Source organism: uncultured Psychrosphaera sp. (assembly GCF_947500655.1).
Classification (GTDB): domain Bacteria; phylum Pseudomonadota; class Gammaproteobacteria; order Enterobacterales; family Alteromonadaceae; genus Psychrosphaera.
The window spans coordinates 1-26,906 of the sequence record NZ_CANMSK010000023.1 but is presented as its reverse complement, the minus strand read 5'-3'; the positions used below and the strand labels follow the sequence as shown (position 1 = coordinate 26,906).

Below are 26,906 nucleotides of genomic sequence, written 5' to 3'. Positions count from 1 at the left end.
AGATATGGAACGTGGAGATATAAAGCGGGTAAATATATTAAATAACCCAATACTTCTTCGATTTTTAGCGGCTTCTCTTATTATATTTGGCTGTGGTTTATATGTGGCATTCTGGGCTAAAAGCTCTGTAAAAAATGAAAATGACATTAAGTTAAATACGTTAATATCAAAAAAGTTAAATGAAATCTCCAGTGATATAGTTCTTGGTGTTGGTAAATATGAATATGGGTTACAAGGCTTAAAGGCAGCTGTTAATAGTGTCAAATTAGAAAATTTTACTTACCAGAATAATTTAGACTACTTTCAAAGTCGGAAGTACGATATTGAATTTCCCGGCTCTCGCGGTTTTGGTGTTATTAAAAAAGTAAACAAAAACGATCTAAATTCATTTTTAAAATATGCTGAAAAGGATAGGTCTGGTCCATTTGCATTAAAGCAGCTAAATAATCCACAAGACACATTATTCATCATTCAATATATCGAACCGGAAATTAATAACCAACAAGCCGTTGGTTTAGATATTGGCTCGGAACAAAATAGACGTTCAGCTGCGATTAAAGCGGCAGTTTCAAATACAACACAATTAACCGGGCCAATAACTTTGGTTCAGGCGAATAATAAACAAAATTATGGATTTTTATTATTATTATTATTACCTATTAAAAACTCAGTCAATACGAGCCAAAGTGAAAATGCAAGTATACATGGTTGGGTGTATGCGCCACTACTTATACATGAAATATTGGATGCAGTATCTGAGTTAAATGCTAACTTCCGTATTGATATTTCTGACCTTTATCTAGAGCAAGAGATTAACTTTTATAACTCTGACATGGACGCCCATGTTCATAATAGTACTCGTTTAACCAACATTATTGATATTTATGGACGAAAATGGCAGATAGCTGTTTCTCCAACAGTGCCTTATGTTGAGTCTTTGGCGCTAACAAGCCCTACAAGTGTGTTTTATCAAATCCTTATATTGTCGATTTTATTATCAGTGTTGGTGTTATTTATAGGGCGTAGTGTATCAAGACGATTAGACTCCCTGACTCGCAAATTAAGTTATGCGGCAGTAGTAAAAAACACAACAGAAGCGATTGTCGCCGTTGATAAAGACTTTTTGATTCTACATTGGAATAATTCAGCTGAAAGTTTATTTAGCACTTATATTGAAAATTTGGGACGAAGAAGAGAACCATTAATTAATTGGTTAAAACCTTATATAACAAAAGACACGTTAGTTAGCTATTTCAAACAAGTCAGTCGTGGCGAAACGATATTAAATAAATCCTTTGAATATAAAACAGACGATGTAACAACCGCTAAACAACTGCAAGTTAGCTTCATACCTTTAATGCAAAATAACGAGTTTTTTGGGGCGACGGTAAGCATCATAGATGTGACTAAACTTGTTCAATTACAGAATGAATTAGAAAATAAAAATGAATTGTTAGAGTTACAAGTAGTAGAGAAATCTGGCGAAATACAACGTAAGGCGTTATTTCAAGCTAGTGTATTAAATAGTAGCCATACTGCAATTATCGCCACAGATCTTAGCGGTGTGATCACGTTATTAAATCAAAGTGCATTAGACTTATTGCAATTAGAGCAATCAATCACCCTAGATAAAATAAATATAATTGAGTTACTGCATTCTAATACTTTTAAACACAATCCAAATATAAAGTTTACAGATTGGATCCAAAAACAACTCGAACGTCAGTCTTCTACATTAGTTACTTTTAGTCCGCAACATACAAAATTTGATATTCCAGTTAACTTAACGTCTTCAATAATTTTAAATGAACATGGTAATGAAACTGGTTATGTATTTTTTGCTGAAGATATACGTGAAACTTTATCTTTAAAACGCCATGTATCGTTAATCAATAGTGCTCTAGATAACTCACAAGATGTTTTATTGTGGCTTGATTCAAAAGGGATCGTTTTACATTTAAATGAGTTCGCTAATATTCAATTAGGACACAATACAAGCTCAGTACACAACCAGTCGATAAACGATATTATGATATTTGATGACAATGAGTCCTGGGACTCGGTTAAATATGATATTAATGAAAACAATCGGATCACCATAGAACGCTATTACCAACACTGTAATGGTGAAACTATTCCTATGCTTATATCTTGTTGTCTATTAGAAATAGACAACGAGAAAGTTTACTACCTGGCCGCAAAAAATATCTCTATGCGGTTAAAAGAAGAAACTCAATTAAAACTCGCTTTATCAAAAGTGGATGCTGCAAGTAAATCAAAAACTACATTTATCTCACAAATGAGTCATGAGTTAAGAACACCGTTGAATATAACTAGTGGTATGTTGCAAATGTTAGATCTAACGGTGTTAAATGACATTCAGCGTACTAGCGTAGATGGCGCAAAACAATCTATGAAACATCTTACTTACATCATCGACGATATTATGGACTTGAGTGATGCTGAAAGAGGCTTGTTAAAGCTAGATTGCAGTGAATTTATTCTTGATGAAGTGTTAAACGATGTTGGTTTCCAATTATCAGCGATGTTGGCTGATAAGCCAGTTGAAGTTCACTTTGATATGGACCCAGATGTTCCAATTATGTTGTTGGGTGATGTTAAAAAGTTAAGAAAAATCATACTTAGTATTGCTGCTAATGCGGTTAAATTTACCTTAAGTGGTGAGGTTGTTATTAGAATTAATGCAAAACAAGGAAAGGAAGATGATGTAACACTTTGTTTTGATATATCGGACACTGGGATCGGAATTGAAGAGGGACAGTTATCACAAATATTTGAGCTCTTTTTACAATCGGATAACTCTAGCTCTCGTCAATATGGCGGATTAGGTGTTGGATTAACCATAGCTCATCAATTTGTGCAATTAATGGGTGGTGATTTAACAGTTGTTAGTGAGGTCAATATAGGTTCTACGTTTTCTTTCCAATTACCGCTGCTGGAAGTTAAAGCGATAAATAAACTGGTACCAACAGACCTAAATAAACCTCTGAATATATTGCTTGTGGATGATAATCAAACGGCACTAAATATATTGGGTAATACCATAAAATTACTTGGTTGGCAGGTTTGTGTCGCATCAAATGCAGAAGATGCATTCACATTGTTTCAGCAAGCAATAAAAGATGAAAACAAGTTCGACCTTGTGTTACTCGACTGGAAAATGCCGAAAGTTGATGGGTGGCAACTTGCTGAACAAATCAGAAGTCTTACTCCTATTGAAGAAGTACCTTTAGTTATAATGGTTTCAGCTACCAGTCGTCAGAAATTAGCAGAAAAAGCGTCCGAGTCTAAGTCAGCACTGAATGGCTTTATTACCAAGCCAGTAACTCGGACCATGTTAGTTGATGCTATTTCTGATGCTATAGCTGCATCACAGCACAAAGGAATATCACAAAAGATAAAAGCAAAAGGTAAACCATTAATTGGCAAATCTATTTTAGTTGTTGAGGATAATCCGACTAACCAACTGATAGCCAAAACATTGTTAAAAAGCCAAGGTGCTGAGGTTGTTGTTGCCGACGGTGGACTCATTGCTCTGGAGGAGTTAGAGAAAAATACTTTTGATTTCGTTTTAATGGATATTCAAATGCCTGATTTAGACGGTTATGAGACAACTCGTCGCATCCGAGCAAATGAAAAATACGTATCCTTACCTATCTATGCAATGACGGCGAATGTCTCTGATTCTGATAAAGAGTTATGTTATCAAGCTGGTATGGATGGACATATAGGTAAACCTTTCCAGTTAAATTATGTTGTTGATCAAATATTAAAAGAAACATCAGGTGTTAGTGCATTAAAAAGTGTTTCTAATGCTAATGAAAAACTGTATCAATCTTTAAGTGATGAAGTAATAGAGTATTGTCACAGTAAAAATATTGAGATTGAGAGTAGCTTTGCCAGATTTAATTATTTAACTGACTTATATAAACGTTCGTTGGAGTTATTTATTGATGACTTAAAAGTTGATATTGTTACGTTAAGTTCAATGTATTCTAAGTCATTAGGGCAAGATGAATATATTTTATTTCATACCCTGAAAAGCTCAGCAGCAAGTCTTGGATTTAAAGAGCTATATGTTATAGCTAAAATGATTGAGCAACAGATTGACGATAAAGTATTTGAGTCCGATAACTCATTATCGCAGGTGCAGCTTAACTCTGCGATAACGTTAATGGAGAAAACAGTTAACGATAGTGAAGGATTATTAAATATATTGTTAATTGAACCGTTGGAAATTGAAGTTGTTGAGAGTAAAGTAGATTTAAAGGATGGTTTTAACGTTTTGTATCAAGATGTTGCTCAATTTAATATGAAAGCAATCGACTCATATAAAAAGATAGCGGCGTCTTTAAATTTGCTATCGATGCCGTTATGTGACGAGTTATTGCAAAACTTAAATAAATTACAATTTACAGAGGCAAAAGTGCAATTAGATGCGCTTAAAAAACTAATAGTGGAAGACTAACATGGTCAATGTATTAGATGAAAATGCTGAGTTAAGCTTAAGTCATTCAAAAATATTAATAGTAGATGATCAACCTATTAATATTCAATTGATATACAATATTTTATCTAGTGAATATACTATTTCGGCTGCAACCAATGGCGACCAAGCCATTGAGGTTTGTCAGAATGATCCCCCAGATCTAGTTTTACTTGATGTTGTTATGCCTAATATGTCAGGTATAGAAACGTGTATCATTTTAAAACAAAGACTATCTACAGCTGAGATCCCTATTATATTTATCACGTCTTGTGATGAACAAGATGAAGAGAATGCTTGTTGGGAAAGCGGTGGTGTCGACTTTATTAGTAAACCTATTAACCCAATGACCCTTAGAAATCGAGTTAAAGCGCATTTAGCTCTTAAATATCAAAGAGATATTCTTAATAGTTTAGTTTATAAAGATGACTTAACAGCTATTTTTAATCGACGTTATTTTGATGAGCATATTATTAAAGTCGAAAAAAGCGCCAATAGAGATAAAATTGATGCAGCTGTTATTTTGATAGATATCGACCACTTTAAACAGTTCAATAAAATCTATGGTCATATTCGTGGTGATATTACGTTAAAAGAAGTTGCCGATAGTATTAAAGAGGCTTTAATGCGACCAACTGACTTTGTTGCCTATATGGGAAGTGCTCTATTTGCTGTCGTTTTACCTAGTACAACACCTGAAGGGGCAATTGAAGTTGCGATTAGAATTAGACGAGCTGTATTTGCTTGTAAAATTGCCCACCCTGACTCCAAATATAAATTTATCACGGTAAGTCTCGGCGTATCGACTGTCTTCTTAGCACAGGAAAAAATGGTGCCCTTACTTGATGATGCTGAGCAATATTTATTGCAAGCAAAGGAAATAGGCCGCAATATTTGTAAGTACCCTAAGTTAGGTTAGACATTCTTATATGAAAGTATTATTCCACATAGTACAAGCTTGGGTTATATGTTTTATTATAAAAGCAGTAGCTAGCTTAACTTTAAACTAATCTTTAATTTCTATAATACCGATAAATTTCATCTTCAGTTTTAACATTTGAACTTATTTCTTTATACTCCCTTTCATTAAATCGTTATGCATTCTTTTTGGGATTATCACACATGTCTACAGACTCTATCTCTCAGCGTATAAGCCAGCTGATTTCAACGTTAAGTGACTACAACTATCAATATTACGTGTTAGATACACCTAGCGTTCCTGATGCTGAATACGACCGTTTATTTCGTGAACTGCAAGCGTTAGAGGCTCAATACCCAGATTTGTTAAATCCACAGTCACCAACCCAGAAAGTTGGTGGTGCCGCACTAGATAAGTTTGAACAAGTTACTCATGAAGTACCTATGTTGTCGTTAGACAATGCGATGAATGAAAATGAATTTGTTGCCTTTCATAAACGTATTAACGACAGATTAAAAACCGATCAAGTATTTGAGTTCTGTTGTGAGCCTAAACTTGATGGTTTAGCTGTTAGTATTTTGTATGAAGATGGAAAGTTGGTTCGCGCAGCTACTCGTGGTGATGGTGCTGTTGGTGAAAATATCACTGAAAATGTAAAAACCATTAAAAGTATTCCATTGTCGTTAATAGGCAACGGCATTAATGGCAATTATCCTAAACGTGTGGAAATACGTGGTGAAGTGTTTTTATCGTTAGATGGTTTTCATGCGTTTAATCAAAAAGCCAAAGAAAATGGCACTAAACCTATGGTGAATCCTCGTAATGGTGCTGCGGGCAGTTTACGTCAGTTAGACTCAAAAATTAGCGCTTCAAGGCCTTTGGCTTTTTATGCTTACGGCTTAGGTATTGTATCTGATGAGTTTGATTTGGCTGATACTCATTATCAACGTTTACAACAAGTTAAATCATTTGGTTTACCTGTTTGCCCAGAAATTACAGTGGCGCAAGGGATTGAAGGAGTTCTCGATTTCTATAAAAACATAAGTGAAAAACGTGCATCATTAAATTATGAAATTGATGGCACTGTATTAAAAGTAAATGATATCGATACTCAAGACGAACTTGGCTTTGTCGCTCGTGCTCCTCGTTGGGCAATTGCTTATAAATTTCCAGCTCAAGAAGAATTAACGGTATTAAATGATGTTGAGTTCCAAGTCGGTAGAACCGGTGCTATAACCCCGGTTGCTAAAGTTCAGCCTGTGTTTGTGGGTGGTGTAACCGTTTCCAACGCAACATTACATAATTCTGAAGAGATAGAGCGTTTAGGGATTATGATTGGCGATACCGTTATTATTCGTCGCGCTGGCGATGTTATCCCGCAGATAGTCTCAGTTGTATTCGATAAACGTCCAGGTGATGCTAGAGCTATCGAGTTTCCAACTTCTTGTCCTGTATGTGATTCTAAAGTTGAGAAGCTAGAAGGGGAGGCTGTAACTCGTTGTACAGCAGGTCTATTCTGTGGCGCACAGCGTAAGCAAGCAATTAAACATTTTGCCTCTCGTAAGGCATTTGATGTCGATGGGCTAGGGGATAAAATAGTTGATCAGCTAGTTGATGAAAATTTAATTCACTCACCAGCTGATTTATTTATATTAACTCAAGAACAAATAGAAAGCTTGGAACGCATGGGGCCAAAGTCAGCTCAGAATTTGGTTGCTGCGTTACAAGAGTCAAAAGCAACAACGTTGCCTAAGTTTTTATATTCCTTAGGTATTCGTGAAGTTGGTGAAGCCACAGCATTAAATTTAGCTAATCACTTTCAAACATTAGATAATATACAAGCGGCAGATAAAGACAGTTTAATTACGGTATCGGATGTTGGTAATATTGTTGCAGAGCATTTATTAGCATTTTTTCAAGAACCTCATAATTTAGATGTTATAAATCAATTAATTGGGTATGGTATTAGCTGGCCTGTTATTGAGAAAAAAGCAGAGTCAGAATTACCTTTATTAGGATTAACCTATGTATTAACCGGTTCATTAAATGAAATGGGGCGTACAGAAGCTAAAAATGTCTTAGTTTCACTTGGAGCAAAAGTCGCTGGCAGTGTATCGGCTAAAACCGACTTTTTAGTTGCTGGCGAAAAATCAGGTTCTAAATTAACGAAAGCGCAAGATTTAGCTGTGCCAGTGTTAACAGAGCAAGATATGCTGGAATTATTCACAAAGTATGGAGTTAACGTTTAATGTATTATATTTACGATGTATTGGTAGAAGTTGGGGATGTAATTCGTCCGTATAGTGATGACATTTCTTTGGCTTTAGTTGCCTCTTTATTGGTTATTGCTGGTGGAGATATAAATCGATATATAAAAAATCTTATAAGCTCTGCACACTTTCTAGTACGTATGAGTATTTTTATTGCTGTATGTACATTTGGGTATGGGGCGTTAACTGTATTGTTAACCAACATAATAACAACACAATTAGCTGTATTACCTGCAATGTATTTACCATTGGCCGTTATCGTATGTTTTGCTGGATTAGGTATTTACGCTGAGCGTAAAAAGCAGGTTTAGTTATTAAACCGATATTTTTGTCAAAATATGGTCAAAGCGTCAATTTTCAGGCGTTTTTTTCTTTTTAACACTTGCAACTCAGATCTGTACCGCTACAATCAGTTAATAATTAAAAGATAACTAGTTTAATATTAATATGATACAGCAACCTTCTTTGATACAAACTATTTTAATACTTGATGAAAACGAACGCCGCGCTAATTTAATTGCAGGACTTTTAATTTTTATTGGCGAAAAATGTGAAATCGTTAGTGAAACAAATTTTGCTAACAAATGTATCCCAGAAGATATAGTGACCTGTTGTATTTTAGGTGCTCTCTCTACAGGCGAACATGAAGCTATTGTTAAGTCTCAACCTGGTATTCCATTTCTGTTGTTGGGGGATACACTTAAGTATTTATTTGAGCAAAAAAATGTATTAGGCATTTTAAGTGAACCTTTTCTTTATCCTGTTATAACTCAACAAATTCGAGATTGCCAAGAATACAAAAGATTAATGCCTCGTGCCATAAATCCATCTCAAGGAAACAAATTTGAAGGTTTGATTGGTAATACTGAACCGATGAATGAGATTCGATTTTTAATAAATCAAGTAGCAGATAAAGAAGCAAATGTATTAATTCTCGGTGAATCAGGCACAGGTAAAGAAGTTATAGCAAGAAATGTTCACTTATTATCAAGCCGTGCTAATGGCCCATTTGTACCCGTTAACTGTGGTGCTATTCCTGCGGAATTATTAGAAAGTGAACTTTTTGGTCATGAAAAAGGGGCGTTTACTGGCGCAATTTCATCAAGAAAAGGTCGATTTGAACTTGCACAAGGTGGAACCCTATTTTTAGATGAAATTGGTGATATGCCTCTGCAAATGCAAGTTAAATTATTACGCGTACTACAAGAAAGAACTTATGAGAGAGTTGGTGGTACAAAAGCCATTAAAGCAGATGTACGTGTAGTTGCAGCCACACATCGAAATTTGGAAGATATGATTGAAGAAGGGAAATTTCGCGAAGATTTATTCTATAGATTAAACGTATTTCCTATAGAGTCGCCTTCGTTATGTCAAAGAAATGATGATTTAGAGTTGCTAGTGCAAGAATTTACTAATCGATTTGAGTCTGAGCATAAAGCTAGATTTAATTTAACAGACAGAGCGTTAGATTCATTAAAACAACACAAATGGCCTGGTAATGTACGAGAACTTGGTAATTTAGTAGAGCGTTTATTGATCATGTTTCCAAACCAAATGGTTGATGTGCATGACCTGCCACAAAGATATTGTTATACCGATGACTCGCCGTTTGTTCCTGAATATCCAGATGAAATTATGGAACGCCAAGCGCTTATTGATATGTTTGCGGATCATGATGACCCAGGTGATGATGGCTCTGAAGATTTTACTATGTCGGTGACGACAGTAGCCGATCCGACGTCAATGATTTTGCCAACAGAGGGCATAGATTTAAAAGAATTTCTGTCAGATTTAGAAGTGAATTTAATTGAGCAAGCGCTGCAGTGTACTGATTATGTTGTTGCTAGAGCCGCAGAGCAATTAAACCTAAGACGTACAACCTTAGTTGAGAAAATGAGAAAGTACGATTTAAATAAAGATGAATAATAAATTATTAATTTATTGATATTACTTACATTTTTTTAAATCTGAACTATGCTAATAAAATACTTATGACATTTGGCATAAAACTTGGGTATTATGGAAATATACCCTTAATCATAATAATTGGAGTAACTGTGATTAGCCGTAAATTACCTGAAAATGATGACGTTATTGCAACAGATATAAAACATTTAAATGACACTAAAGAAATTGTTCATTCAGTTTCTTATCGAGAGATAAACCAAACAAAAAACTGTCAAGATATCAAAGCAAATTGGATGTTATTGACCCAGTCTTCATATATGTGTAGTTAATTATCACTTCAGTATTTGGTCAATATAAATAAATCATGGCAGAAAAAGATTATAAGCTTGTCGTTGTACAAGGTGTTAAAGGTGGTGTAGGGAATACTACAGTAACGTCTAATTTAGCGGTCGCCTTGAAAAAAATTGGTTACAACGTTCTGGTATTCGACTTCTGCAAAAGTAACGATCTGAGATTACATTTTGGTATGGGGTTAGATAGAACTGACGGACTACATAAAGGTTTACTCAATGATGAGCCTTGGACTAATTATGTATTTGAAGATAGAAACAGCACTGTCTTTTTTCCTTTTGGTGAAATAGAGCAAGTTGATATATTACGACTTATTTTTCTTACACCTAGTTACTTACACGATATCCTTAATGAAATAGACTTTGAGTCCCAAGACACAATTGTTTTAGTGGATTACCCATCGTATAACTCGTTAGAAGATCCTAAATGTCTGTTAGAATACGATCTTAAAATAAATGTAGGTACCTGTGAGGTATCTAGCTATTCCAAATTTATCTCATTAGCAAATTCATTTACTGGATCAGATATACTTATGTTTAATAGATATAATCCAGAACGTAAGATTGAATCTGATATTAGAACGTTAATCTCTTCTGAGTTTGATCCATCTAAAGTTTTAGGTGTCATATTTGAAGATGAATTTATTCATCAAGCTTTGGCGCAAAATACCACTATCGTTGATCTTAATGAATATACTAAATCATCAAAAGATTTTTATCATTTGACGATGAAACTCAGCTCTATGTTATTTACATCTAGCGGAGAGTAATTTTGAATAGCATTTTACGAGTTACTTGGTCTGCAATATCAAACTATCCATTTGAACAATTAGTTAGTTTTTTGTTGCTCGTTAGAAGTGAATTAAAAAAAACACAATGCTCATTGTTTTATAAACCTTTTATTATATGTGCTTGGTTATTAAGTTGGGCGTTACTTGGAAAAAAAGTAAAAAAATATAGTTTAAGTGTTTTTTTTCAGAATGTTAGTGCTAAATATCCCCATATTAAATTCCACCGTTTTTCTTTAACCGATGTATTAAGGTTTTTTATCCAAACGGTTTATTTACTTATATTCTTCAGTGATGAACAAAGAAAAGAACGCCTAATTATCCAGCAAAATAATACAAAAATTAATGTGTTTAAAAGCCTTGTTAAATTTACCCGTTCCCAAATAATTGAGCCTGGTAGAAAATCAATTGTATCTGTGTTTAGTTTTGCCGGGGAAACGGCTCCTGCTGAGTTTAAAAGTAAATTATTAAAAATAAAATGGATAAGAGTAACGCTGACGGTTCTTATGATAGGACTTTTCTTTTGGGCGATAGTGGTTCCTTTTGAGCCAATAAACCAACTGATATTTTCATTTATCTTATGGATTATCGCTTTATGGTTGAGGTCTACTCCAGGAAGAGTCGCGACGTTAGTTATGATGTTGTTATCCATATTAATGTCTAGTCGTTATATATGGTGGCGTATGACAAGTTCATTGAATATTGACGATGGCATTGGATTTGTTTTAGGGCTCGGTTTACTCGCTGCAGAAATTTACACTTGGTTGGTTTTAGTTTTGGGCTATATGCAAACAGCTTGGCCACTACGCAGACGGATTGTTCAGTTACCGCCAAATTATGATAATTGGCCATCGGTTGATCTATTCATACCCACTTATAACGAACCACTAAAAGTAATAATCCCTACTGTTTTTGCGGCGCAAAATATTGATTGGCCAGAAGATAAATTAAATGTTTATGTGCTAGATGATGGCAAAAGAGACAATATAAAAGAGTTTTGTGAACAAAATGATATTAACTATTTAACACGCCCTGATAATTCCTACGCTAAAGCTGGAAATCTAAATCATGCGTTAACAAAAACCGATAGTGAATTTGTTGCCATTTTTGATTGTGACCACGTTCCTGTTCGTTCATTTTTGCAAATGACCATGGGTGGCTTTATTAAGAATAAAAATTTAGCTTTGGTACAAACGCCTCATCATTTCTTTTCCCCAGATCCGTTTGAACGTAACTTAGATGTATTTAACGAAGAGCCTAATGAAGGCGAATTGTTTTATGGTCAAATCCAAGATGGTAATGACTTGTGGAATGCAACTTTTTTCTGTGGCTCTTGTGCTGTATTACGCCGAGCTCCATTAGAACAAGTTGGTGGTATTGCGGTTGAGACAGTAACAGAAGATGCTCATACGGCATTAAAGTTACATAGGCTTGGTTATGACTCTTCATACGTTAATTTAAAGCAAGCTGCTGGGTTAGCAACAGAAAGTATTTCAGCTCATATAGGCCAACGAATTCGTTGGGCAAGGGGCATGTTACAAATTTTTAGAGTCGACAATCCTGTTTTTGGCAAAGGCTTAAGCTTTATGCAACGTGTGTGTTACAGCAATGCGATGTTGCACTTTTTCTATGGTTTACCCCGACTAGTATTTTTAACTGCACCATTAACCTTTTTAATTTTACATAGCTATATTATCTACGCCCCAGTAGAAACAATATTCTTATACGTGATCCCAGCTATATTCCATGCCAACCTTACAAATAGTAGGCATCAAGGTAAATATCGTAATACCTTTTGGGCTGAACTGTATGAAGCCGTTTTAGCTTGGTATATCTTCAGGCCTACATTAATGGCCTTGATCACACCGAAAAAAGGTAAGTTTAATGTTACTGAAAAAGGTGGCATGATTGAAAAAGATTACTTTGATTGGGGAATAGGGGTGCCTTATTTAATACTTATTGCCATCAATATTTTAGGTATCGGATTTGGTATTTGGCGCATTGGTTTTGGCCCTGAGGCTGAAGTCAGTACTGTCTTTATGAATATAGCTTGGACTGTATACAATCTTATGATCTTAGGTGGTGTTATGGCGATAATCACTGAATCTAAACAAGTGAGAGTCGCCCATCGAATAGAATACAAGTTACCTATGACTGTTTGCAGCAAAGGCGGGTTTATATATGAAGCTGTAATGACTGATTATTCAGAAAGCGGTGTGGGTATGGAGATTAAATCCGATCAAGATATTCAGTTTAAAGTTGGTGATACCGTAACTGTGGTATTACGCAGAAATGAAATTGTCCATTCGTTTGAAACTACAGTTAAATTTGCCTCTAAAAATATTTTGGGTGTGAAATTTAATGACGAATCTTTAGACAGCTTAAGAATGTTAATTCAAATTACATTTTCTCGTGCCGATGCATGGGAAGTACACCCGATGAAACGAGATAAAGAAATAATCAGTAGTAGACTATTGAGCGTTCTTAAAATAGGTGTACGAGGTTATGTGAGTTTATTTTCTTATGTCCATAGCTATATAAAGGACAATTACCCTCAAATGCATGTTGTGGGTTTATATTTTATATCGTTTCTTCCTAAACGACCTCGACTAACTAATAATTAGTCATTAATTTAAATTTGTAATACTTGGTTTATCACATACCTTAGGTAAAATGGGTAATTAAGTATATTTAATAATCTGAGAGTGATTTAGGTTAACTCTTATTTTAAGGCTAATTTTCTAATGAAAATAAAACATTGTTTGTTTGTATTTCTTTGTGGATTTATATCGTTTAAATCCTTCTCCAGCTCTATTTTTGTTACAACAGATTCGATTGAGCTATTTGCACAAAAAAATGAACCATCAATAGGTAATTGGCCTAAGGATATGTTGTTTACTGCGGATGTCGATAGTGAAAGATGGTTAGTGATAAACGGTTACTTTTCTTCTGTAGAGTGGGTGCCAATTAAGACACCAACTTACATTAAACAATCCAATGATGTTGAATTAACCGCTGATGATACCAAGCTAACATTAGCTGAAGTAGAAGGTTATATTGCAAGTTTAGGTGTTACTCTTGATTCATCTGACGATCAAGATGCGTTGAGTTTACAACAATGGCTAGATAAAAATTATTTTGCTCGTTGGGCCAACAGTGTTCATAAACGCCAAATGTTATTACCTCATTTAACAGATGGTGTTGATCAAGGTAAATCAGAGCAAAATGAACAGATCGTTTCAACCTTTCGTTTAAGTGATTTAGTTAATAATCAACCTTTAAAACTAAATGGAAACAAGAGTACCGTTGATTTTTCTTTTGGTACTCGTTTAGACCGTGTCGTTGAACAAGCAACATTAAATCTAGAGTTTATTTATTCGCCAACTATGGTTACTGCTCAGTCACAAGTTAAAATATATTTGAATGATGAAGTGGCTGGTGTATTAACCGTCGACCCTAAAAAGGCCGGTAAAATAGTACAAACACAAATTATTCTTCCAAGCTATCGTTTTCGTGAATTTAATAACGTAAAGTTTGAATTACTTGGTTATTACGAAACGATAAATAACCAATGTTTTGATCCTAGTCATTTAGGTATTTGGTTAGAACTATTATCAACCAGTAAAATCGTACTAGATGAACATCAACTGCCGCTAAAAAATGACCTGTCATTGTTACCAGCGCCATTTATTGATGCGAGACAAATGTCTAAACAATTAGCGACTTTTATCTTTCCTAAGTCAGTTAATACCCAGTTTGTGAATGCAGCTAGTAAAATGGCTGGTTGGTTAGGTGTACAAGCCGAATGGCGTGGTAACCAATTTGATGTGTTGTTAAATCAATTGCCTAAATCTCACGCTATCGTGTTCGCCACCAATGAGAATAAACCCTATTTTTTAAAAGATTACCCAGAAATCAATAAACCAACTGTGGTTATGGCTAATCATCCGCTTTATAAAGATTACAAATTATTATTAGTATTAGGCAAAGATGACGAGCAATTAATGACCGCCGCAGAAGGTGTGGCAATTGGCCATAATAATTTATCTGGTCAAGCCGCTCATATTAATGAAATTACTTACAGTAAAAAATTGTTACCTTATCAAGCGCCATTATGGGTTAACAATGAACGCCCAATGAAATTTAGCGAATTTGTAAATGATGAAAGTGAGTTAAAGCGTGAAGGTGCATATTTATCGCCAATAAATGTAAATATGCATATACCTGCGGACTTATTCATTTGGGAAACTCGTGGTGTGCCAGTTGATTTAAATTATCGTTATACACCACCTGGTGTTCCGGAACTTTCAACATTAAACGTTAAAATTAATAACACCTTAGTGGAGTCATTCAAGTTGACTCAAGCGGATGGTATTTGGGAAGGTGGTTCTAGAATTCGGATGCCATTTGCCAAAGAATTATTTAGCATGAATACAGAGTTAATGTTACCGAGTTTCCAACTTGGTATTCAAAACTTAATGGAATTTGAGTTCATCTTAAAAGATGACAAGAGCGCTTGTTTAAATGAACCATCACAGAAGTTTGTACAAATTGATTCAAATTCATCATTAGATTTCAGTGGTTTTGAACATTATGCTGAAATGCCAAATATGTCTTCTTTAGCATACTCAGGGTTACCATTTACTCGTATGGCTGATTTGTCGGAAACGTTAGTCATGCTACCAAATAATTTTGCAGAAAAAGAACTGGAGTTAATGTTAACTTTGTTTGCTCGTTTCTCTGCCATTACAGGTTACCCAGCGACTAAAGCACAAATAGCAAAAGCAGGTGATCATAATGTTGATATGAGTGATAAAGACATTATCTATATCAATTATTTAACTGAAGAAACAAAGACGGATCATAAAGGCTTAAATGCACTCATTGAGCGTAATAATCATAGATTATCGTTAACACAGAATTTGTTTAAGAATAATAACCAAGCCGAAAGACAGTTTTTGGATACCGATCAAGATGAGAAATTTGTATCTATTGAAAATGAAAACTGGGGAAACACCGCAATCATGCTGGAATTTGAATCTCCGGTCACATCTGGACGTTCTGTTTTGTCTATTATGTCTTCTCGTAAAAGTGGTCTCGACTTAGTCTCTCAAGTATTCCAAGACCAGCAGAAATTGTATTTATTACGCGGGTCTACGGTTATTTTTCATGAAAATAAGATAGTTCATAATACGGTTGGTAAAAAGTATTACACCGGTGAGTTACCTGTTTGGTCATTGGTTCGTTATCACTTAGCTCAACGACCTACATTAATGTTAATTATTGTTTTATTTGCCGTATTTCTAGTTGCGATGATTGCTTGGCGTGTATTGAGATTTGTTTCTTATAAACGTGTACATGGTGATCATTAATGAAACTCACTGGCTTGATTTTTAGCACTCTGTCTTCGCTAGCATTAAGTATTTTGCTAGTTACAAGCACAGCTGCAAAGTCGGTGGAAACTGAGGCCGATTGGCCTCTTTGGCAATTTTTTCAAGACCAATTTATAACTGAATCGGGTCGTGTGGTTGACCCATATGATGGTAATGATATTACTACCTCAGAAGGGCAGTCTTATGCGATGTTCTTTGCCTTAGTTAATAATCAACCTGAATTATTTGAACGACTAGTTCAGTGGACTGAGCAGAATTTAGCTCAAGGGGATTTAGCGAATAATCTTCCTGCGTGGAAGTGGGGCGAAAATGCCTTTGGCGTCGGTAACGTAATTGATAACAATTCCGCATCGGATTCAGACTTATGGATTTTATATACACTTCTAGAAGCCAGTCGTTTATGGAATAAGCCTGAATATGGACGATTAGCCGAGCAATTAGCCAATACTATTTTACAAGGGGAAGTGGTTCTTGTTCCTGAGTTAGGTTACTTCCTATTACCAGCCTCAACAGGCTTTGTTAATAAAAATAACAGTATTACGTTAAATCCCAGTTATGTGCCTATGCAATTAATGGATTATTTCTATACTTATTTATCCGATGATAGGTGGCGTAGTTTGCAGCAAACATCCTTGTTATTAACAATGGAGAGCTCATTAAGAGGTTTTTCGCCGGATTGGATAGACTTCAACATAGACAAGAAAAAATTTGAAAACCCGACGGTAGGCAGCTACAACGCAATACGTGTGTATTTATGGGCGGGGATGTTATCGCCAGAAAGTGAGCATTGGCCAATATTAAAACTTCACTTTGCCAAGTCTGTTCAATTTGTTAATAAGCTAAAGGCGGTGCCTGAATCAATTAATACTAATTTGTTAGCATATAATAACCTTGGCAATATTGGTTTTGATATTAGCTTTTTACCTTTAATTACCCGTTTGAAATATGCTGAGCTTGAACAAGCTATGCTGACTAAAATTGAGAATTCAGATTTATTTACATCGGATAGCTATTACCAAAGTGTATTAGCTTTATATGGATTAGGTTGGACTGAGAAAAGATTCGAATTTTCAGCTAATGGCCAATTAATTGTAAGTTGGAAAAATGAAAAGTAACTGGACTCATTGGTTCGCCAGCTTAATTTTTTGTAGTGCATTAATCATCACCTTTCCAGTTAAAGGTAATGAACAAGGCATTATCTACTTATTAGAACAATTGTCATTTCAAATGGGCCAGCGTGATTTATTTCAGGCTGAAAAAACCTTAACTAAAATTAGTAAAGTCGCTCCCGAAAATTTAGTGTATTTACAAGAAAATGTTCGTTTTCTCGCTGAATCTCAGCGATTTTCTCAAGCTCGTATTAAATTGTTAAAAATTAAAACTAGAATTTCCGAGCGTAACTACAGTATTTTGCTACAGCTTATCGATATATATCAGAATAAGCGTAAAGAGTTGTCTGAAGCTAGACTATTAAATACACGCCAGTTATATCAGCAGTCATTAAATAAATATGACCAGTTATTTGATAAACAAGATCCGCATTATTCCTTAGCTTTAGAGTACTGGGATATTTTGACCGAGGTCAGTCCTGAGTTAGAACCTACCGTATTATATAAGCTACAACGTTTGAATTTGCAGTACCCTGCCAATCCGCGCATAAAATTAGCTTATTTTAAGTATTCATTACGTGCGGGTAAAAACAAAAATAAAATATATGACGAGTTGTATTTATTGACCTTTAATACGGTATGGCAGTCTGAGGCTAAACGCCTTTGGCAGTATGGCTTAATGAATACTGATGTGACCTATAATAATCAGCAAAACTTTAAGCGTTATATAGAGCGCTTTCCAGATGATAATAAAGTGAGTTATCACTTTAGCGATGGCAATGCCGCATTAGAGCTGCATCGAATTTCAATGCGAGATCCTGCTTATCGAGCAAAAATCAAACTGCCTAAAATGTTAGAAGATGATGCACCTTTAAGTGAAATAGCATTGACTCTTGCTACTGCAAAAACCAAATACGCAGATGATCAAGACGTTATCATTGCAGAAGGGCGTTTTCTATTTAGAAAAAATGATTACGTAGGCGCTAAAGCCGCATTTAATCGCTGTGCTGAGCTATTTCAACCAACACCATCGGTATGTTTGTCTTTATCTATAACCACTGATTATTGGTCGTTAATAGAAAAAACAGAAACCTACCTTGACGCTCAGAAACTTACCGAAGCTGGACAAACATTAGCTAAGTTATATAAGTTTGAAGATGAAAGTCATTATCACATTTTACTCGATGGTGACCGCCAAGTCGCTTTAGGTAATTATATAAAAGCTGAGCAACTATATCTGTCATTATTAGTAATAGAACCATTAAGTCCTCAATTTTTAACGACCATGATGGAGTTTAAACTTAATTATCAAGGTAAGCTTAAAATGGATTCTTGGGTATCAAGTTTATCTTTACAGCAAAAAGATATAATTTTACCGGATTATAATTCGTTATTAGTTGCGAGAATACGTGATAAAGCAGATGCTGAGCTTGAAAAAGGCAATGAGCCAGAAGCGGAGTCTTTGTTGAAATCGGCATTACGCATTGTTCAAATGCATCCCTGGGCAAGTTATGATTTAGCTAAGTTATATATTCAACAAGGTAAAACTGATAAAGCATTAGGTTTATATAAGCCTATATCTGATAAAGTTGAAGTGAAATATTCATACAGTTTGATTTTGGCAAGTGTCGACATGTATTACAGTGCGTTAAATGTGCTTCAAAGTATCCCGTCGAAGTCCCGAACTAATAATATTAAACAAGATATACAAGACTATAAATTTGAATTGGCAATGGATAAAGTTGATAGGAGCTTACAGCAAGATCGACTTGCATTACTGACCTCAGCATCCACCCGATTTAACAATAATGTGGTGTACACCAGTCGGATTCAGCAACAGATGTTGAAATATGGCTTTTTACAGCAAAGTGCTTTATTAGCTAAATTACTGTTGGATTCGGATCAGCAGTCAGATTCTGGCAACCGAATCAATGTACTATTACAACTAGCTCAGGTGCAGTTGCTCGCTAAGCAAACGGATAAAGCCGTTAATAATGTAGCCCTAGTTTATAAAGAAACTGGCCGCTCATTTACTAATGAATTAGCGCTGTCGGATTTAACTTTAGAGTTACTAGAAGACGATCAATTACCAAAAGTTATTCAAAGCCAATTTTCAAATATGTTAGATCAACATCTTGTACAACACGATGATGTAGTCGCGGTTTGGAAAAATGACCTACGTTTTGCAGAGTTAACCTCAGATCCCATTAGAATGTTTCAGGCGTTGGATAAATTAATAGAACTTGAACCCTCTGAGTCCTATCGTTTTTATCAACTATTTAGTTTATTTGAAGAGAATAAAGGTCAATTAGATGTATCCAATGGCGAATTTAAATATGAATATTTAGTGCCATTTATTCAATCTTTTCCATTTGATCCGGTAGGTTACGATGTTGCATTTAGGTTGTATAACCAATTACCTGAGTTAGGCGATAATTCCGGCAGTTTAATGAAAAAAGGCTATTACAGTGCATTAATGGCGGATATTAGCGACAAGGCTAATTTTGATACTAGAGCATTAGCTTCAGGTGAAGAGTTATTACAAAAGACTAATTCAAGTGACTTAAGCTTTGCTCAAAAACAAAAAATTAAAGAATATTTTGTTTTAATGACGTCAGATGAAAATGTGGCTTCTATTCACGTTAATCAAGGTTCTTGGCTAGTTAATCGTTTTCAATCGGCATTAGCTCAAAGGAGCTTAAAAGAAAATAGACGTTTAGAGCTTGGAGTGAAACGTTATGATAAATCTGGCAGTGCTGGTACATCAGAATATGATTTATCTGTTTTAAGCTTAACTTATGCTGCGCCGATGGATAATGCATGGCTTGGAGATGGTGAATGGTACGTGAAAGTTGAGCCGACTATCATTAAAGCGGGCACATTAGATACCAATGACTCAGCAAACGACACGTTTGGTTTTAATAAATTGTGTGATAGCCGTTGTGATGACTTATTATTAAAACAAGAAGAAGTAGGGACTTCCATTGCGATTGGTTTTGAAACTGCATCTGTATCGGCTGATATAGGAACAAAACCAATTGGTTTTAATTTATTTGATTGGGTTGGTGGCGCTGCATACAGTGATAGTCTTTGGAATATAGGCTGGTCACTCGGCGTGAGTAAGCGTTCTGTAACTAGCTCATTGTTAAGTTTTTCTGGTAGTAAAGACCCTTATACTTCAACAACTTGGGGCGGCACAAGTCTATATAATTTAGGTTTGTCATTAAGTTACGATCAAGGTACTGGTTGGGGCATTTGGGCATTAACGGATGCGGGAAAAATAGCAGGAACACAAGTTAAGGAAAATGAAAGAACAAGAGCCATGGGCGGCATATATTGGGATTGGTTTGACCGAGACTGGTTAACGGCTAGTATTGGTTTAAATTTATTTACTTGGCAGTATGAAAAAGACTTAAGTGAATTTACCTTTGGTCAGTCGGGTTATTATAGCCCGCAAGAGTATAAGTCAGCATCTTTACCGTTAAACTTTTATGGTCGTTTAGGTGACTTTACTTATCAAGTAGACCTTTCAGTTTCTATGTCAGAATCTGCTGACGATGATAGTGTTTATTATCCGCTACATACTAATTATCAGGAAGCGTTAAAATTAATTAGCAACGATAGTTTTCTCGGTGGAGAAAGTACCGGTGAAGGTTTTTCTGCCGAGGCTATGATTGAATATAAACTGACTAATCATTGGACCTTAGGTACAAATATAACCATTCAAAAGTCAGAGTTCTTTTCACCCAATAGCCTTTATTTTTATCTAAAATATTACTTTGAGCCTAATTTACAACCCGCAAATCGCCGACCAGATCCGGTTAGCATTTACATGGATTATTAACATGCAAAAAATAATTTGGAAATCATTGATAACGTTAATACTCATGTTATCAATTCTTCAATCTTGTTCATTTGAAGATGATCCTAATGATGTCTCTATACCGGAACCTGAAACAGAATTAGTCTCCACAAATATTACAATAGGTGATACTTGTGATGCGGATGCCGAATCGCAAACCGTTAGTTTTGCTCATGTAGCTGACTTACATGCAAACTTTGCAATGAAAGAAAGAAAATTTGAAAAATTAAAATATTTTTACCAACAGATCAAACAACAAAACCCATACACCATTTTTACCAATGCAGGAGATGACTACGAAAAAGGTTCTGTAGTTGAGGCTCTATCATCAGGCGTTGCAGTAAAAGATGCGATTTTTGCTATGGAGTTTGATGTTCGTACGATTGGAAATCATGACTTTGCATGGGGGACTGAACAATTGTTAGAGTATGTACAAGACCCTCATGCAAAAGTGCTAGCATCAAATACAACATATATAGGAGATGATGGCGCAACATTTGACGCTTATGATTTTGTAAAAGCTCAGGTTGGTTGTGTCAGTGTTGGTTTTTTTGGCATGGTTTCTTTGCCATGGAATGAATTAGATGAAACATACGAAGGTCAATTTTTAGCTGAGTTAACAAACGATTTTTCTTATCAGGATGTTAGCCAAGAAATTATTTTAAACTTCGGTTCACAAGTCGATGTATTAGTGTTTATTAGCCATTTAGGTATTGTTGAGGATAGTTTTTTAGCCGATGGTATTTTAGGGATTGACCTCATTTTAGGAGGACATACTCATTCTGGTGTTTCTGAGGAAATAATTGGTGATGCATTAGTAATTCAACCCGAGTTTTATGCTGATGGCATCAGTCAGGTTGATATTGAATACGACCTAGTAAATAAGACAATCAGTAATATTACACATCAAGCATATTATACTGACGATATGGATAGTTATGATACGGAACTTGCGCAAACATTAGATGATATTGCCGATACATATGCTGCGGATCGCCACGATGCTATCGCTTATGCAGAGTTAACAGCAGATGCAACGTCAGTAGCGAATGTTTCACTGGATGCTATTTATAATATTGTACTTTCTGATAAAAAAAGTTCAGCTGAAGATAATGATGTTGTTGTATTGTTAAATCCTAATTTAGTTTGGACTGCGTGGGGGGCCGGAGAATTAAGTAAGCAAGATTTTTATAATGCATATAATGTTGAGCGTCAAAAGTCAGATACACCAGGCTTTAACTCTATTTATACTGTCACTATTACGGGTGAAAATATAAAGAAGATGGTTATTCAACAACCTTTGTGGTTATACAAAGGCGTAACTGAGTTAGATGATGAAACATCATACACAGTAGCTTTAAATAAAGCGCCTGCGATAAATATCCCTGCTTTTTTTACTGACGATATTGAATACGTTTCTGAACCTGAATTTTTCGATGAGAATTGGCAAATATTAAGTGAGTATGGTGCACAAAGAACGGGTGAATGTTTGTATCTTGATACGAGTAATACTATGGTTCGTTGCACAACAACAGAGTATTTCTTATTTGACTTTAATTCAACGTCTTCACCTTTAACCGCCACAGCATCTGGTGGTGACGTTGATATGACAGCTTTTGATCCCTCTGGGGATAGCTGGTTTGATTCTACCGATTTTGTTAATACCCCTGATGCATATGGTATCACTGCCGCAAATGGCTCAACTGGAAATATCTTAAAATTTTCTGCTTTTGATGAAGACCAAGGCATGCTGGTAACTCATAAATTAAGCCCTAATGGCTCTTTAGTGGCCGATGGTAAATTATCGTATTACACACTCATGTTTGATATATATGTACCTAGCACAGATAAAGAATGGTTAGCTATTTTACAAACTAATTCATTAAATACAGATGATGCTGACTTATTTATACATCAAGAGACTGAATTAGAAATTGGCGGTGTTGATTACTTCTCTGGCATAAATTTCAATACTTGGCATCGTATCGCTATCGTTGTCGGGATCAATGATGTTGATGGTTATACAAATGTGCATGTTGATGGCGCTTTGGTTGGCTCGATTGACCATGTTGACGAGCGTTGGGCAATAGGCTCTAGCTTTTTAATGTTTACTGATAATAATGCAGAAACAGCAAGTGGTTACATTGATAATATTTTATTAGTGAACAAACCGCTAACTGAAGCAGAAATAGAAGCATTTGGTGATGCTAGTCAATTAATGTCCACGAACCTTTTACCTACAGGAATAGATGAATAATATTATATGTCTGAATTAAATATCACAGGCTTACCGCCACTTATCAATACTCTGGAACACGGTAAACTGTATTGTATTACGGTGCAATCTGCTCGTTGGTTTGACACCTTAATGAGCCATGTTGTCAGTAAGCGTAATACACTATTGTCTTTTCGTGATATTGAGGAAGATTACCCAAGAGTGGCGGATCGCTTTAAAGATAAAAAAATTGATATTATTACAATTGAACAAAAGAGATTACAAAAGCTGTCGAAGAAAATAGATCGCTTTCTTATCGAATTGTCACAGTTACAAATAAAAGACGGTGCGCTTTATATAGATTTGTCAGACTTGTTATTAAGTAGCCAAACTAAAAATGAACAGCTGGTTATTGAGCTTAAACGTTTTGCTAGTCGTCAGAACTTAGCGATTGTATTACTTTTTAATGAAGGTGATAAAGACTCTGATGTTGAGCAGTTTTTATCGCGTCAACGTACTGACTTTTACGGCATTATGAAGCTTTCGGGCGGGGTTGAACCAAGCTCGTTACAAATAGATATTTGGTATATAGAAACGGGGTGCGTGGTAAACCAAAACTATCGTGTCCAAAATTTAAATGGGCAGTTGGCGTTATCCACTTCTGATAATGTAGATTTAGCGGTTTCGCAATTCCAGCAAGCGGATGTCATTGTTGATCAGCACTACAAAGAGTTAGGTCCCAAATTAAATAAGTCTTGGACAATTGGTAAAGACCATGATGATTTATTCCGTTTAGTAAAAGAAAATCCATCAGCCACAGTCTTGATGCATGCGCTTAAATCCACAGGACTAAAAGAGTTAGCGCAACAAATTTATAAACTTAGGCAGTTGGCAGGGCAGAACTTAAAAGTTATTATTTTAGAGGTTAATATTAATCTGCGCATGACGGAGCAAAGTATTCTACGTTGCTTAGGTGCTAACTTAATTTTACCAAGTAAAATCCACATTAATACACTCACTAATATTATTAGCTCCACGGCAAATTTGGTTTTTGTTGGAGATTTAACGGCCGATTTTTACTCTGTTTATGATGAAGGATCTATGCCGACAAAATTAGGTTATTTGGTAGCAGATACTTTTACCAAAGAATTACAAAAATTGACGGCCAGTAGTGTTAAATATGGTATATCTAGTACCTTAGTTATTTTAGAGATCCCATCAGGTATTGCGGCCATGGATACCATTAAGTATGCTCAATTTAATCGACACGGCGATATATTTACCGTTGTAGATAATGCTATTTATGTTTACTTATATGGCTGTAGAGATGCCGATGTAAACTCTACATTAACCTTTATTTTAAGTGCAGAGCCTTTACTTATATTTAGATCGGCACAGCGTTTTGTAAAATCGGATGCAATTCAATTACAAACTATTCACCTAAGTGAATATATTCAGCGAAATCCGGTCGTTGACTATCAAGATAGAATTGCTGAGTTTGCTGAGCACCGAGAGAAAATGGAAAATATGCGCGCCGATACTATGGACGCATTTGAAATTAATATAGCGATCCCCGCTCAGCTAAAGTTGAAAAATAATGAGCTTTGATAATTTTATAACAATAATTACAAGCATACTGCTTGTTGGTATTATTTTAGGTATTTTCTTGCGTAATTTTTGGCAAAAGTTAATAAGAAGCAGATTATATTATTTAGTAACGCCAAAGCTTATTAAGCAATATGTTGAAGAGAAAAAATAGATATGACCACACCGATTTCTGAACAAAATAAAACATCACCTGTCGCATTTGCAGACTTAGGCGCTTGGAATTTATATTTTTTATTAAAGCTCTATCTATTTTACAGTGGATCTATAGGTTTCCACTTTTTAGAAAATATTGCCTTCTTGCTGTTTTTAATAGCTCCTTTTCGCCATAAGTTTTTATATCAAATTAGACAAGTTATTGTCATTCCCGTTGGTATTGCACTTTTATATTACGATAGTCGATTACCTAGCTTTGAAAAAACGTTAGGCCAGTTAATGAACCTAGCTGATTTTGATGTGAGCTACTTAATGGAATTACTAATGCGGTTTGTTAACTTCAAGTTAATAGCCATGTTAGTTGTAGTTGTATTTAGTTATACCTATTTAAAAAACTGGATTAAGTTCACAAGCATCACCGTCGGTTTGTTTATGTACTTTATCATTCTTCAGTATTATCCAACCGAGTCAGAAACCGCTCCTAAAATTGCTAATGCTAACAATATGCCGGTGACCAAAAACAGTCAGACTTATAACAACCCAGATGAGCAGTTAAGCCAATTCTATCAAAAAGAGTCACAGCGAAATGTCGACTTTAATGGTGTTGAATTAAACCAACCATTTGAATTGTTGTTTTTACATGTTTGCTCGTTGTCCTGGGATGATTTAAAAGAAACCGGTTTAGATAACCATGTTTTGTTTGATAAATTTGATGTGATGTTTCAGCAGTTTAATAGCGCGACATCTTACAGTGGCCCGGCTGCTATTCGTATGCTCCGTGCTAGTTGCGGGCAAAAACCTCATTCACAGTTATATTCCGCAGCCGATAGTCAGTGTTATTTATTTAACAACTTAGCTAAGCTTGGTTTTGGTCATAAACTATTAATGAATCACGATGGTAAGTTTGCTAACTTTGAGAAGAACGTTAGACAAGATGGCGGCTGGAATGTACCAAATGATTTAAGTGTCACGACACCGCTTATTCAAAAGTCGTTTGATGGCTCACCAATTTACTCAGACCGTTATTTATTTGATCAATGGTTATCAAATATAGGGTCAACCCCAAATGCAACCTTATACAACACAGTAAGTTTGCATGACGGTAATAAAATCATTGGCAATCAATCAAGATTAAACAGTTTAGAAAGTTTTCATCCACGACTGTTAAGTTTGTTGAATGATATTAATTACCTTTTTGAAAAGATTGAGCAGTCTGGCAAGAAAGTTATGGTTGTGTTCGTTCCTGAGCATGGAGCTGGACTTAAAGGTGATAACTTACAATTACCAGGGATGAGAGAGTTTCCTAGTCACAACGTTACACACGTGCCGGTAGGCGTTCGATTATTCGGTGCGACTAAACGTCAAGCTCAAACACTAAATGTAAACTCACCATCAAGTTATTTAGCAATATCTCAACTAGTGGAGCAAGTTGTTGAGAAGAATATGTTTGGTGAACCAACGGCCACTTTAGCTGAAATTGTTAACACTTTGCCTGAAACTGATTTTGTCTCTGAGAATGACAGCGCAACCGTAATACAATACAAAGGCACTTATCAAATGAAGATTGATAAAGAAGATTGGATTGAATACGGCAACGATAATTAATTTTATCGTGATTATATAGTTGTTCTGGAATAACGATTAACAGCTATGTAATTGATAAAATGAGTAACAAAAAATAACGGGCTGTTGCCCGTTTTCTATGCATGGAGTATAGGGTGGGGGTATTTGTTATTTTGTGTTTTTCTGATATGACTCCACAAAAGTAGACACCTTTTTTTAGGAATAAGGTGTCATGAAAATCCAGAATCAACGTAAGCACAC

At 35.3% G+C, this 26,906-nt stretch carries 14 protein-coding genes; all 14 read left to right on the top strand.

Annotated features, from left to right (window positions below; all coding sequences use genetic code 11):
* Positions 1-4 precede the first annotated feature (4 nt).
* The 14 genes from Q0940_RS15635 to bcsG all read left to right on the top strand — a co-directional run bounded on the left by Q0940_RS15635 (position 5) and on the right by bcsG (position 26,687).
* Positions 5-4,489 (top strand): response regulator, encoded by a 4,485-nt coding sequence (locus Q0940_RS15635; protein ID WP_299270610.1) that lies wholly within the window; start codon positions 5-7, stop codon positions 4,487-4,489.
* Between the two features lies 1 nt (position 4,490).
* Entirely contained in the window at positions 4,491-5,426 is a 936-nt protein-coding gene (locus Q0940_RS15630; protein ID WP_299270608.1) for a diguanylate cyclase, read from the top strand.
* 203 nt (positions 5,427-5,629) lie between these two features.
* The gene (gene ligA, locus Q0940_RS15625) at positions 5,630-7,675 is read left to right on the top strand and encodes an NAD-dependent DNA ligase LigA (protein ID WP_299270605.1); all 2,046 of its coding nucleotides are present in this window, start codon (positions 5,630-5,632) and stop codon (positions 7,673-7,675) included.
* Entirely contained in the window at positions 7,675-8,007 is a 333-nt protein-coding gene (locus Q0940_RS15620; protein WP_299270602.1) for a DUF3392 domain-containing protein, read from the top strand. Before ligA ends, Q0940_RS15620 begins: the two co-directional genes overlap by 1 nt.
* A 136-nt stretch (positions 8,008-8,143) precedes the next feature.
* Positions 8,144-9,622 carry a sigma-54-dependent Fis family transcriptional regulator gene (locus Q0940_RS15615; protein WP_299270599.1) on the top strand — a complete coding sequence of 493 codons (1,479 nt, stop codon included), beginning with the start codon at positions 8,144-8,146 and terminating at the stop codon, positions 9,620-9,622.
* A gap of 131 nt (positions 9,623-9,753) precedes the next feature.
* Positions 9,754-9,933 (top strand): hypothetical protein, encoded by a 180-nt coding sequence (locus tag Q0940_RS15610; protein ID WP_299270597.1) that lies wholly within the window; start codon positions 9,754-9,756, stop codon positions 9,931-9,933.
* Between the two features lie 35 nt (positions 9,934-9,968).
* Positions 9,969-10,724, top strand: a complete 756-nt coding sequence (locus Q0940_RS15605; RefSeq protein ID WP_299270593.1) for a cellulose synthase operon protein YhjQ/BcsQ — start codon at positions 9,969-9,971, stop codon at positions 10,722-10,724.
* 2 nt (positions 10,725-10,726) lie between these two features.
* Positions 10,727-13,366 (top strand): UDP-forming cellulose synthase catalytic subunit, encoded by a 2,640-nt coding sequence (bcsA, locus tag Q0940_RS15600; RefSeq protein WP_299270590.1) that lies wholly within the window; start codon positions 10,727-10,729, stop codon positions 13,364-13,366.
* Between the two features lie 120 nt (positions 13,367-13,486).
* Positions 13,487-16,114, top strand: a complete 2,628-nt coding sequence (locus tag Q0940_RS15595; RefSeq protein WP_299270587.1) for a cellulose biosynthesis cyclic di-GMP-binding regulatory protein BcsB — start codon at positions 13,487-13,489, stop codon at positions 16,112-16,114.
* On the top strand, positions 16,114-17,250 hold the full coding sequence (gene bcsZ, locus Q0940_RS15590; protein ID WP_299270584.1) for a cellulose synthase complex periplasmic endoglucanase BcsZ: 1,137 nt from the start codon (positions 16,114-16,116) through the stop codon (positions 17,248-17,250). The genes Q0940_RS15595 and bcsZ overlap by 1 nt, the downstream gene beginning before the upstream one ends.
* Positions 17,240-21,088, top strand: a complete 3,849-nt coding sequence (locus Q0940_RS15585; protein ID WP_299270581.1) for a cellulose synthase subunit BcsC-related outer membrane protein — start codon at positions 17,240-17,242, stop codon at positions 21,086-21,088. Before bcsZ ends, Q0940_RS15585 begins: the two co-directional genes overlap by 11 nt.
* Before the next feature lies 1 nt (position 21,089).
* On the top strand, positions 21,090-23,363 hold the full coding sequence (locus Q0940_RS15580; RefSeq protein ID WP_299270578.1) for a metallophosphoesterase: 2,274 nt from the start codon (positions 21,090-21,092) through the stop codon (positions 23,361-23,363).
* Positions 23,364-23,369: 6 nt separating this feature from the next.
* Entirely contained in the window at positions 23,370-24,929 is a 1,560-nt protein-coding gene (locus Q0940_RS15575; RefSeq protein WP_299270575.1) for a BcsE family c-di-GMP-binding protein, read from the top strand.
* Between the two features lie 153 nt (positions 24,930-25,082).
* Positions 25,083-26,687 (top strand): cellulose biosynthesis protein BcsG, encoded by a 1,605-nt coding sequence (bcsG, locus tag Q0940_RS15570; RefSeq protein WP_299270572.1) that lies wholly within the window; start codon positions 25,083-25,085, stop codon positions 26,685-26,687.
* Positions 26,688-26,906: the final 219 nt, after the last annotated feature.

Coding starts and splice junctions, on each gene's coding strand:
- Q0940_RS15635 (WP_299270610.1), top strand. CDS start 5: ATGGAACGTGGAGATATAAAGCGGGTAAATATATTAAATAACCCAATA.
- Q0940_RS15630 (WP_299270608.1), top strand. CDS start 4,491: ATGGTCAATGTATTAGATGAAAATGCTGAGTTAAGCTTAAGTCATTCA.
- ligA (WP_299270605.1), top strand. CDS start 5,630: ATGTCTACAGACTCTATCTCTCAGCGTATAAGCCAGCTGATTTCAACG.
- Q0940_RS15620 (WP_299270602.1), top strand. CDS start 7,675: ATGTATTATATTTACGATGTATTGGTAGAAGTTGGGGATGTAATTCGT.
- Q0940_RS15615 (WP_299270599.1), top strand. CDS start 8,144: ATGATACAGCAACCTTCTTTGATACAAACTATTTTAATACTTGATGAA.
- Q0940_RS15605 (WP_299270593.1), top strand. CDS start 9,969: ATGGCAGAAAAAGATTATAAGCTTGTCGTTGTACAAGGTGTTAAAGGT.
- Q0940_RS15595 (WP_299270587.1), top strand. CDS start 13,487: ATGAAAATAAAACATTGTTTGTTTGTATTTCTTTGTGGATTTATATCG.
- bcsZ (WP_299270584.1), top strand. CDS start 16,114: ATGAAACTCACTGGCTTGATTTTTAGCACTCTGTCTTCGCTAGCATTA.
- Q0940_RS15585 (WP_299270581.1), top strand. CDS start 17,240: ATGAAAAGTAACTGGACTCATTGGTTCGCCAGCTTAATTTTTTGTAGT.
- Q0940_RS15580 (WP_299270578.1), top strand. CDS start 21,090: ATGCAAAAAATAATTTGGAAATCATTGATAACGTTAATACTCATGTTA.
- Q0940_RS15575 (WP_299270575.1), top strand. CDS start 23,370: ATGTCTGAATTAAATATCACAGGCTTACCGCCACTTATCAATACTCTG.
- bcsG (WP_299270572.1), top strand. CDS start 25,083: ATGACCACACCGATTTCTGAACAAAATAAAACATCACCTGTCGCATTT.